Annotated in this window: 9 protein-coding genes; 5 read left to right on the forward strand and 4 right to left on the reverse strand. The window is 76.7% G+C overall.

The window, feature by feature from the left end; translation table 11 throughout:
• Nucleotides 1-52: 52 nt before the first annotated feature.
• The gene (locus G6556_RS14290; protein ID WP_166942691.1) at nt 53-2,038 is read right to left on the reverse strand and encodes a M48 family metallopeptidase; all 1,986 of its coding nucleotides are present in this window, start codon (nt 2,036-2,038) and stop codon (nt 53-55) included.
• 95 nt (nt 2,039-2,133) lie between these two features.
• Here G6556_RS14290 and G6556_RS14295 point away from each other — a divergent pair, with 95 nt between their 5' ends.
• Complete coding sequence (locus tag G6556_RS14295) at nt 2,134-2,616, forward strand: NUDIX domain-containing protein (protein WP_166942694.1); 483 nt, start codon at nt 2,134-2,136, stop codon at nt 2,614-2,616.
• An 8-nt stretch (nt 2,617-2,624) separates the two neighbouring features.
• Here G6556_RS14295 and G6556_RS14300 read toward each other — a convergent pair whose 3' ends face one another.
• Both G6556_RS14300 and G6556_RS14305 read right to left on the reverse strand, forming a co-directional pair.
• Nucleotides 2,625-3,572 carry a glycosyltransferase family 2 protein gene (locus G6556_RS14300; protein WP_166942697.1) on the reverse strand — a complete coding sequence of 316 codons (948 nt, stop codon included), beginning with the start codon at nt 3,570-3,572 and terminating at the stop codon, nt 2,625-2,627.
• An 82-nt stretch (nt 3,573-3,654) separates the two neighbouring features.
• The gene (locus G6556_RS14305) at nt 3,655-4,635 is read right to left on the reverse strand and encodes a GGDEF domain-containing protein (protein WP_166942700.1); all 981 of its coding nucleotides are present in this window, start codon (nt 4,633-4,635) and stop codon (nt 3,655-3,657) included.
• Nucleotides 4,636-4,704: 69 nt separating this feature from the next.
• On the opposite strand from G6556_RS14305, the gene G6556_RS14310 reads away from it, so the two are divergent.
• The 4 genes from G6556_RS14310 (at nt 4,705) to G6556_RS14325 (ending at nt 8,046) form a co-directional block, all read left to right on the forward strand.
• The gene (locus tag G6556_RS14310) at nt 4,705-5,724 is read left to right on the forward strand and encodes a DMT family transporter (RefSeq protein ID WP_346774915.1); all 1,020 of its coding nucleotides are present in this window, start codon (nt 4,705-4,707) and stop codon (nt 5,722-5,724) included.
• Entirely contained in the window at nt 5,684-6,250 is a 567-nt protein-coding gene (locus G6556_RS14315; RefSeq protein WP_240934530.1) for a GNAT family N-acetyltransferase, read from the forward strand. Before G6556_RS14310 ends, G6556_RS14315 begins: the two co-directional genes overlap by 41 nt.
• 141 nt (nt 6,251-6,391) lie before the next feature.
• Nucleotides 6,392-7,030, forward strand: a complete 639-nt coding sequence (locus G6556_RS14320; RefSeq protein ID WP_346774916.1) for a hypothetical protein — start codon at nt 6,392-6,394, stop codon at nt 7,028-7,030.
• Nucleotides 7,031-7,134: 104 nt separating this feature from the next.
• Entirely contained in the window at nt 7,135-8,046 is a 912-nt protein-coding gene (locus G6556_RS14325) for a VOC family protein (RefSeq protein WP_166942707.1), read from the forward strand.
• A gap of 91 nt (nt 8,047-8,137) precedes the next feature.
• Here G6556_RS14325 and G6556_RS14330 read toward each other — a convergent pair whose 3' ends face one another.
• Nucleotides 8,138-9,193, reverse strand: coding sequence for a glutathione S-transferase C-terminal domain-containing protein (locus tag G6556_RS14330; RefSeq protein WP_166942710.1), 1,056 nt, complete (start codon nt 9,191-9,193; stop codon nt 8,138-8,140).
• Between the last annotated feature and the right edge of the window lie 103 nt (nt 9,194-9,296).

Here is a 9,296-nt window from a genome sequence, read left to right on the forward strand (position 1 = left end):
AGAATGTGTATAAGAGACAGCACCGAACGCGGCGCCCGGCAGCAGCCGGGGGTCAGGCGGCGGTGCGGGCCGGGGGCTTCGCCGGGGCGCGGCGCAGGCTCAGGACGGCCGCGGCGAGCACGGCCGCGGAGTTGTCCGCGAGGGTCTCCGAGCCGTAGCGGCCGCGGAGCCGCACGGTGCCGCCGCGCTTGAGCACGAGCGTCGCGCGCAGCGGGACCTTGCCGCGGACCTTCGACGTCGCGACCTCCTCGAACGGCAGGTAGCGGTACCGGGCGGCGAGCTCGCCGACGGACGCGCCCTCGACCAGCGCGGCGAGCCGCTTCTTGCCCGACCCCCGCCGCGGTGCGGGGACCAGGACGAGGCCCTCGTCGAGCACGAGCACGTCGTGCCGCGCGCCGTCCACCGACACGGACGCGACGCCGGCCAGCAGCGACGCCCCGAGCGCGTCGGCCTGCGCGGACTCCTGGCCCGCCCGGTCGACGTCGACCCGGAGCGCCACGAGGTGCCGGCGGGCGTCGGCGACGGTGCGCGGGTCGGCGGCGAGCACGGCGAGCGGGCGCGGGTCGATGGGCTCGCCGGCGAGGTCGACCAGCCGCGGGCCGCCGACCCAGGGCTGCTCCCAGCGGGCGATGCCGGCCTGGACCGCCGCGGAGCACACGACCACCTGCAGGGCGTCGACGAGCGTGCCGGTGTCGTCGGCGGCGGCCTCGGCGCCCGCGGCCGGGTGCGTCACGGACGCCGCCGGTGCGGCCGCGGGGACCGCCACCGCCGGGGCCGGGACCGCCGGAGCGGCCGGGACCGCCGCCGCCGGGACCGCCGCCGCGAGCCCGAGCTCCAGCGCGAGCTCCGGCCCGCGCCCCTGCGCCACCAGCCCGAGGACCGTCGCGAGCGTCGCCCGCGGCAGCCCCGCGAGCCGGGCCGCCGCGCGGTAGACGCCGTCCGCGACCCGCTGCCGGTTCCGCGTCGTGGCGGCGGCGCCGAGCGCGGGCCAGTCGAGCCGCTGCCGGTCCTCGAACCGCAGCGCGCCCTCGGCGACCATCGCCGCCGCGTCGGGGAAACCGGGGATCAGCAGGGTGGCGCGGCGGGTGTCCCGCGCGCGGTGCGTGTCGGTCATCCGGTCCATCGCGCGGATGCGGGCGGCGTGCGAGGGGTGGCTGTCCCACCGGGACTGCGTCGCGTCGGGCTCCTGGCGGCGCAGGTCGGCGAGCTCGTCCGCGCGGGCGCGCAGCAGCATGTCGAAGCCGCCGAAGAACGCCGGCGCGGCGGGGGCCAGGCCGACCTCGAAGGCCGGCGCGACGTACACGCCGGTGTAGTGCTGCCAGGCGGCCGAGACGACCTCGGACTCCCGCATGGCCTCCTGCGCGACCGCGCGGCCGGCGACGGCGACGCTGATCTCGTCGGCCTCGAGCTCCTGGCGGCGGCTGACCGCGGCGGAGACCAGCAGGTAGAGCCGGGCGTAGCCGAGGAGCAGCCAGCCCACGACCGTGCCGGCCGTGGCCTGCACGGTCGCGATGACCATCGCCCGCCCGCGGTACGTAAGGGGTCCGAGCCGGGTGTGGTTGCGCGAGTAGTGGCCGAGCTCGTGGGCGAGCACCGAGCGCAGCATCGCGACGTCGAGCCCCTGCAGCAGCGGCACGCCGACGTACATCCGGCGCCGGCCGCCGACCAGCCCGAGCAGCCGGGCCTCCTCGGAGACGGCGGCGTTGACGTCCGGCACGAGGCGGATCTCGTCGGGTGCGCGGGTGTGCGCGGCGGTGGCGAGCTCGCGGACGACGGTCCACAGCTCGGGCGCGGACTGCGGGGGCACCTCGACGCCGGTCGGCGGGGCGGCCTTCGCGCGGGCGACCTTCCACAGCGCGGAGACGACGCCGAAGACGAGCACGAGCGCGAACAGCGCGAGGTACGTCGCGCCGCGGACGTGGTCGCTGCTGAACGCGAGCACGCTCAGCCAGCCGAGCAGGACCGCGAGGCCGACGGCGACGACGTAGAAGCCGGCCAGCATGACCAGGGACAGCGCGGCGCGCAGGGTGGTGACCATCGGCGCCGGACGCTAGCACCGGGTGCGGGCCGCGCGCCCGGCGGGACCGCCACGACCACCCGGGTGGCGGCGGCCGACGGCCTAGCATCGGGGGCGTGCCGACCCCTGACTTCGTCCTCGACCTCCGCGCCCGCATCGGGCACGACCTGCTCTGGCTGCCGGGGGTGAGCGCCGTCGTCGTCCGGCCCGGTGCCGACGGTGGCGACGAGGTGCTGCTGGTGCGCCGCGCGGACAACGGTGCCTGGACGCCGGTGACCGGGATCATCGACCCGGGGGAGGAGCCGGCCGTCGCCGGCGCGCGCGAGGTGCTCGAGGAGGCCGAGGTGGTCGCGGTCGCCGAGCGGCTGACCTGGGTGCACACGCTGCCGCCGATGGAGTACGCCAACGGCGACCGGTCCCAGTACCTGGACCTGACGTTCCGGTTCCGCTGGGTGTCGGGCGAGCCCGGCCCCGGTGACGGCGAGAACACCGACGCCCGGTGGTTCGGCGTGGACGCGCTGCCGCCGATGTCGGACGAGATGGTGGCGCGCGTCGCGTCCGCGCTGGAGCCGGAGGGGCCGACCCGGTTCGTGGCCTGACGGGGCGGTCAGCCGCGGCGGGTCGTCCGGCGCAGGGCGAGCAGCTCCCGGTGGAACGCGACCCGGCGGCGCAGCCGCAGCGCGTCCTCGTCGACGGGCGTGCCCGACCGGGCGGCGCGCCCGAGCGCCCCGCGCAGCCGGCGCGCCGCCAGCAGCCCCCAGGTCGCCGCGAGCTTCGCCGCCGACTCGACCGCGGGCGGTCGCGTCCCGAGCAGGTGGTGCGCCAGGTACGCCTCGCCCCGCCCGCGCCCGGTGGCCTGCCGCGCCAGCCGCGCCGGGTCGAGGCGGGCGGGCTCGGGGTGGTGCTCCACGGTCGCGCCGGCGACGGCGGCCTGCCGGAAGCCCGCGGCGAGCACGTCGAGCCGGAACACCGTGTCCTCGGCGCCGGGGTAGCGGGCGGTGCCGAGCGACTCGTCGAACGGGACGGCGTCCAGCACCGCCCGGGTGGTGCCGATGCTGGCCGCGGCGAACTCCCGGCCCACGGCGGGCGGCTCGGGGACGACGGCGAAGTAGGCGGAGGCGAGCGCGGGGCTCAGCCAGGGTCGGCGCAGGTGCGGCGCGAGGGCGACGGCGCCGCCCACCAGGTCGGCCTCCCCGCGGCGCAGCGGCTCGGCCATGCGCCGGACCCAGTGCGGCGGCACGTGCACGTCGTCGTCGGTGAACAGCACGACCGGCGCGGCGGCCGCGGCGACCCCCGCGTTCCGGGCGCGCGCGATGCCGGGCCGCGGCTCGCGCACCACCCGCAGCCGCGGGTCCCGGCGGGCGGCGTCGGCGAGCACCGCGGGGGTGCCGTCCGTCGAGCCGTTGTCCACGACGACGACCTCCGCCGGCAGGTCGGCGCGGCCGGCCTCGTCGAGGGCGGCGCCGAGGTGGTCGAGCGTCGGCCGCAGCCGGGCCGCGCCGTCGCGGGTGCAGACGACCACGGTCACCTCGGGCGTGCCCGGTCCGGCCCCCATGCGCGCTCCGCTCGGTCCGTGCCTCGGGCGGTCGCCCCCGCCCGGGTGCAGTATGCGACCGGCGGGCCGGGTGGCGGAAGGGTCAGCGGCCCTGGTGCGGGAGCGGGTCCGGGTGCGGGCCCCGCCCCGCGCGGCGGTCCCGCTTCGCCCCGTACAGCGCGACGTCCGCGCGGGCGAGCAGGTCGCGCACGGTGTCCTCGGGCCGGGCGGCGGCGATCCCGGCGCTCCACGGCGTCGCGGACCGGCTCCGCGCCGCGGCGACCCAGTGCGCCGCCCCGGCGGCGTCCCGGCCGGGCAGCACGACGACGAACTCGTCGCCGCCGACCCGTCCAACCAGCGCGCGCCCCGCGGCCGGCCCCCGCCAGGACGCGACGAGCTCGACGAGCACGTCGTCGCCCGCCAGGTGGCCGCGGGTGTCGTTGACCGCCTTGAAGTCGTCGACGTCGGCGGACACCACGGCGAGCGGCGTGCCGGTGCGGCGGGCGTCCCGGAGCCGGGCGTCGAGCCGCTCGAGCAGCGCGGCGCGGGTCAGCGCGCCGGTGAGGTCGTCGGTCGTGGCGTGCCGGCGCAGCCAGTGCGTCACGTGGCCGAGCAGCGAGGTGCTCGCCACGGTCATCACGACCACGACCAGCCAGGTGAGGGCGTGGAACGGCGCGGGGGCCACGACCATGCCCAGGGTGATCGCCGCGATGGCCTCCGCGACCAGCAGCGCCGCCACGCGGGTCCGGAACGCGTACGCGGCGTACTGGGCGCAGGTCATCACCCCGATCGCCAGGACCACCAGGCCCTCGGCGGTCCGGCAGGAGGCGAGCAGCACCCCCGCGCCCAGCAGGCTGACGGCCAGCGCCGCCGGCATCGTCCAGCGACGGGTCGGCAGCACCAGCACCGCCCCGGCGAGCGCCGCGAGGAGGCCCGCGACGGCGAACCACAGGCCGACGGCCGACTCCGGGCTGAACGGCCACAGCCCGCCGCCGAGGACCAGCGCCGCCATGAGGCCCAGCGCGCAGGCCAGGTGGCCCCGGGTCGCGTAGAGCCGGGGTGCCCGCGCGTCGGACCTGCCCATGTGGAGGGTGTCGGCAGCGGGGCGTCCCTGGATGACATCCAGGGCGGGTGAGCCACGTATCCTCCGCGGGTGCCCCTGCCCGCCCGGACCGGCCCCGTCCTCGCCCTCGTCGGGGCGACGCTGTTCTGGGCGGGCAACTACGTCCTCGGCGCGGTGGCCGTCCGGGAGATGAGCCCGGTGAGCCTGACCGCCCTGCGCTGGGCGCTCGCGGCCGTGCCGCTGGTGGTGATCGCGCAGGTGGTGGAGCGGCCGGACTGGCGGGCCGTGCTCCGGACCTGGCCGCGGCAGGTCGTGCTGGCGCTGCTCGGCATGGTCGGGTACGCGCTGTTCGTCTACACAGCCCTGCAGCACACGTCGTCGGTGAACGCGTCGCTGGTGAACGCGCTCAACCCGGCGCTGATCGCGCTCCTCGGGGCCGCGGTCGCGCGCCGGGCGCCGTCGCGGCGGGCGGTCGCCGGGATGCTGGTCGGCCTGCTCGGGGTCGTCGTGGTGCTCACCGGCGGTCGGCTCGGTGCGCTCACCTCGCTCGAGCTGAACGTCGGCGACCTGCTCATGGTCGGGGCGATCGTGGTGTGGAGCGTGTACACGGTCGGCGGACGCGGCCTGGCGGGGGTGCCGCCGATCGCGTCCACCGCGGTGCAGGCCGTGATCGCCGCCGTCGTGATGGCGCCGTTCGCCGCGACGGGCCACGTCCACTGGCCGGCGGGCCGGGACGCGACGGTCGCGCTGGTCGTCATCGCCGTGCTGCCGTCCGTGGGGTCGTACCTGCTGTGGAACCTGGCGCTGCGCCGGGTGCCGCCCGCCGAGGCCGGGTCGTACCTCAACCTGATCACGGTGTTCACGGTGCTGATCAGCGCGGCGACCGGGTACGCCCTCGGCGCCGCGCAGGTGGTCGGCGGGGTGCTGGTCCTCGGTGGCGTGCTGCTGGTCCGCGAGCGCCCGGCGGGCGGCCGCGCGCCGCGCCCGGGGGCTGCCGCGGCGTCGGACCCGGCCGGTAGGGTCGCTGGCCATGCGGGTGAGACCCTTCGCGACGTGCGACCTGCCGGGGATGTACCGGGTGTGCCTGCTGACGGGCGACGCGGGGACTGACGCCACGCCCGTGTACCGGGACCCCGACCTGCTCGGGCACGTGTACGCGGCGCCGTACCCGGTCGCGGACCCGACGCTGACCTGGGTGGTGACGGACGACGAGGGCGTCGCCGGCTACGTGGTGGGCACCGCGGACTCCCAGGCGTTCGCGCGCTGGCAGGAGGAGGCGTGGTGGCCGGCGCTGCGCGAGCGCTACCCGCGCCGTCCCGCGGTCGACGGCTACCGGGACCACGAGCTGCTGGAGACGGTGCACGCGGGCGGGCGGTACGACCCGGCGGTCACCGACCGGTACCCCGCCCACCTGCACATCGACCTGCTGCCGCGCGCCCAGGGCCACGGGCTGGGCCGGACGCTGGTCGAGACGCTCGCCGGGGCGCTGCGCGAGCGCGGCGTGCCGGGGCTGCACCTCGGCGTGGCCGAGCAGAACGCCGGGGCGATCGCGTTCTACGACCGGGTCGGGTTCCGGCAGGTCGAGGCGCACGCGTGGGGGCGGACGCTCGGGATGGACCTGCGGCCGGCGGCCTGACACCCGCTCGGTCCGGGGGAGCCGCGTGCCGGCGGCGCCCCCGGGGCCGCGCGGTTCCGCCGCCCGGGCGCGCCGGTCGCGTACCGTGACCCGCAGCGGACCAGCGGCGGGACCCCGCCGCACCGGGGCGAGGAGGGCGTGGTGAGCGACACCGGGTACGGCGACTTCGAGTTCGAGCGCCGGTTCTTCGTGCGGACGCCGCCGATGGAGCTGTTGTCCGAGCCCGACCCGGTGCTCATCGTGCAGTCCTACTTCCTGGCCCAGGACGGCTACGCGCTGCGGCTGCGCGTCCAGGCCTCCGGGCTGCGGCTGCCGCTGGGCCCCGACGCCGACCCGCTGGACGTGCTGGACGAGGTCGGCGACCGGTTCGAGTTCTGCGCCGTCACGCTCAAGGGCCCGATGAACGTCGGCACCCGGTACGAGGCGGAGCGGGAGATCGACGTCCTGGTCGGCACCGAGATGATCCGCCGCGGCGGGCACCGGGTCGTGAAGAACCGGTACTCGGTGTGGCTCGGCGCCGACGGCTGGGTGGTCGACGTGTTCGGCGGGGCGAACGCGCCGCTCGTCATCGCCGAGTGCGAGCGCGCCGGCCCGGTCACCGACCTGCAGATCCCGGCGTTCTGCGAGTCCGAGGTCACCGACGACGCCCGGTTCGCCAACGACGGGCTCGCCCGGGTGCCGTACCGCGACTGGGCGGGGGACTTCGAGGCGGAGCTGCGGGAGCGCGGGCCGCGGTTCCTCACCGACTTCGGGCGCAACGACCTGCAGCGCCGGGGCTGACGGGCCTGGCGCCTCCGCACGGCCGCCTGCGGTCGTGCGCTGCCGTGCGCCCGGACGGCGACAGGTGTCTCGACAACCGTTGAAGCCTCAACTATTGTGACGGCATGACGACCGCCGACCCCCGCCCCGCCCTGGACCGCCTCGCCGCCGACACCGCGATGGGCCCCGTGACCCTCCTGGTCGGCGACCTCGACCTGCAGCTGCGGTACTACCGCGACGTGCTGGGCCTGCAGGTCGTCGAGCGCCCGGACGAGCGCATCGAGGGCGTCGGGCGCCCGGACGTCGTCGTGCTGGGGCGCGGGACGCAGCCGCTGATGGTGCTGCGGCACACGCCCGACCTGCCGCCGACCAGCCGCGGCCAGGCGGGCCTGTTCCACACCGCCATCCTGTTCGACACCCAGGAGGCGCTCGCGGCCACGCTCGCGTCGGTCGCGGCGCGTGCCCCGCAGACGTTCGTCGGCAGCGCGGACCACCTGGTGTCCGAGGCGTTCTACCTCACCGACCCCGAGGGCAACGGCGTCGAGCTCTACTGGGACCGGGCGCGCGAGCTCTGGGGCTACGACGAGCAGGGCCGGGTGCAGATGGACTCGCTGCGGCTCGACCCCAACGCGTTCATCCAGGGGCACGTGACCGAGGCCGCGCTCGCCGCGCCGGCGGGCAAGCCGGTCGTGGGGCACGTGCACCTGCAGGTCGGGGACGTCGCCGGGGCGCGGGCGTTCTACGTCGACGCGCTGGGCTTCGACGTCATGGCCGAGTGGCACGGCGCGCTGTTCGTGTCCGCCGGCGGGTACCACCACCACATGGCGATGAACACCTGGAACTCGGCCGGGGCCGGCCCGCGGGCGAGCAGTCTGGGGCTGGGCGAGGTCACCCTGGTGGTCCCCGGCACGGACGACGTGGGCGCGCTCCGCGAGCGGCTGGCGGCGCACGGCGTCGCGGTGCGCGACGACGGCGCGACGGTCACCTTCGACGACCCGTGGCGCAACGTCGTCCGGGTGCGCCCGGTCGCCGCGTAGCCCTCCGCCGCCGAGTTCGGCACTCCGCGCCCGAGTTCGGCACCTCCAGGTGCCGAACTCGCGCCGGTACTGCCGAACTCGGCGGACCGGGTCAGCCCGCCATCGCCGCCGCGGTGTGCGCCGGGTCGACCGTCTCGCGCGCGCGGACCGGGCCGGGCGGGGTGCCGTCGCCGAACGGGCGGCCGCCCAGCGCCTCGCGGCCGTGCTCGGTCAGCCAGCCCCGCAGGTCCGGTCCCGCGGGCACGATCTGCGTCGGGTTGATGTCCTCGTGCACCACGTAGTAGTGCCGCTTGATGTGGTCGAAGTCGATCGTGTCGCCGAACCCGGGCGTCTGGAACAGGTCCCGGGCGTAGGCCCAGAGCACCGGCATCTCGGTCAGCTTGTCCCGGTTGCACTTGAAGTGGCCGTGGTAGACCGCGTCGAACCGCACCAGCGTGGTGAACAGCCGGACGTCGGCCTCGGTGATCGTGTCGCCGACCAGGTACCGCTGGGTCGACAGCCGCTCCGACAGCCAGTCCAGCCGCGAGAACAGCCGGCGGTACGCCCGCTCGTACGCCTCCTGCGACCCGGCGAACCCGCAGCGGTACACGCCGTTGTTCACGTCGGTGAACACCTTCCGGGCCACCTGGTCGATCTCGTCCCGCAGGTGGTCGGGGTAGAGGTCGGGTGCGCCGGGGCGGTGGTACGCCGTCCACTCGGTCGACAGGTCGAGCGTCATCTGGGCGTAGTCGTTCGTGACCACCGCGCCCGTGGGCACGTCCACGATCGCCGGGACCGTGATGCCCTTCGGGTAGTCCGGGAACCGCCGGAAGTAGGCGTCCTGGATCCGCGGGATGCCGAGCACCGGGTCGACGCCGCCCGGGTCGAGGTCGAACGTCCAGGAGCGCGCGTCGTGCGTCGGGCCGCAGACGCCCAGGGAGATCGCGTCCTCGAGCCCGAGCAGCCGGCGCACGATGATCGCCCGGTTCGCCCACGGGCACGCGCGGGACACCACGAGCCGGTAGCGGCCGGGCTCGACGGGGTAGCCGTCCCGGCCGTCGGCGGTGATCCGCGTCGTGATGTAGCTCTGGTCGCGGACGAACTCCTCGCCGGTGGTCACGTACGCACCGGCGGTGCTGAACTCCTGCTGCGTGGGCTCGGGGGTCATGCCCCGATCATCCCCGACCCGGCGCGCGGGCGCCGCCCCGCGCGCCCCACGGCCCGGCCGCACTCGCCGGTCCCCGGCCTCGCCCGGCGTCGGTGGTGGTGCC

Origin of the sequence: Cellulomonas sp. IC4_254, from assembly GCF_011603975.1 — a bacterium.
Taxonomy (GTDB): Bacteria; Actinomycetota; Actinomycetes; order Actinomycetales; family Cellulomonadaceae; genus Cellulomonas.

What these genes read in the sequence shown, in the direction of transcription:
- G6556_RS14290 (WP_166942691.1), bottom strand. Translation starts at nt 2,038, where the DNA reads ATGGTCACCACCCTGCGCGCCGCGCTGTCCCTGGTCATGCTGGCCGGC.
- G6556_RS14300 (WP_166942697.1), bottom strand. Translation starts at nt 3,572, where the DNA reads ATGGGGGCCGGACCGGGCACGCCCGAGGTGACCGTGGTCGTCTGCACC.
- G6556_RS14305 (WP_166942700.1), bottom strand. Translation starts at nt 4,635, where the DNA reads ATGGGCAGGTCCGACGCGCGGGCACCCCGGCTCTACGCGACCCGGGGC.
- G6556_RS14315 (WP_240934530.1), top strand. Translation starts at nt 5,684, where the DNA reads ATGTACCGGGTGTGCCTGCTGACGGGCGACGCGGGGACTGACGCCACG.
- G6556_RS14325 (WP_166942707.1), top strand. Translation starts at nt 7,135, where the DNA reads ATGACGACCGCCGACCCCCGCCCCGCCCTGGACCGCCTCGCCGCCGAC.
- G6556_RS14330 (WP_166942710.1), bottom strand. Translation starts at nt 9,193, where the DNA reads ATGACCCCCGAGCCCACGCAGCAGGAGTTCAGCACCGCCGGTGCGTAC.